The 500-nt window shown below is 47.4% G+C and carries 1 protein-coding gene; it reads left to right on the top strand.

Going from position 1 to position 500, the window contains the following annotated elements:
• Positions 1-86: 86 nt before the first annotated feature.
• A partial coding sequence (gene gspK / locus R8O10_RS27875) for a type II secretion system minor pseudopilin GspK (RefSeq protein WP_318192315.1) occupies positions 87-500 on the top strand: 414 nt, incomplete at its 3' end.

Below are 500 nucleotides of genomic sequence, written 5' to 3'. Positions count from 1 at the left end.
TTACGGTGAAATTGCGCGCACGTATCTAACGCCAGATGGCAAGCTTGCGGAAAGTGAAAGAAACAAAGCATCGGAGGGCAACAACAATGGCTAATCGTCAGCGTGGTGTTGCTTTGATTATTGTACTGATGTTGTTGGCGATTATGGCGACCATTGCTGCCACCATGTCTGAACGTTTGTTTTTGCAGTTTCAGCGCGGTTCAAACCAAATCCATTACCAGCAAGCATATTGGTACAGTGTTGGTGTTGAAGCCTTGGCTGAAGTGGGTATCGAGCAGAGCTACAAAGACAGCGATACCATCAACCTCAGCCAACCTTGGGCGATTAAAGAACAAGTGTACCCATTGGACTATGGTCAAGCTGCAGGACGTATTTTGGATAAGCAAGCGTGCTTTAACCTCAATGTGTTAAGTCGAGTGCAGCCGACCGGACAACAAACCACTCGACCATATTTGGTTCAAGTGCTGCAGCGTTTGTTGGAAGAGTCAGATGTAGAGCCG

The sequence above is a fragment of the Vibrio sp. 1727 genome, from assembly GCF_033344415.1.
Lineage (GTDB): Bacteria > Pseudomonadota > Gammaproteobacteria > Enterobacterales > Vibrionaceae > Vibrio > Vibrio alginolyticus.
Note: the sequence above shows the minus strand (reverse complement) of the source record. Positions and strands in the feature narration are given on the sequence as shown.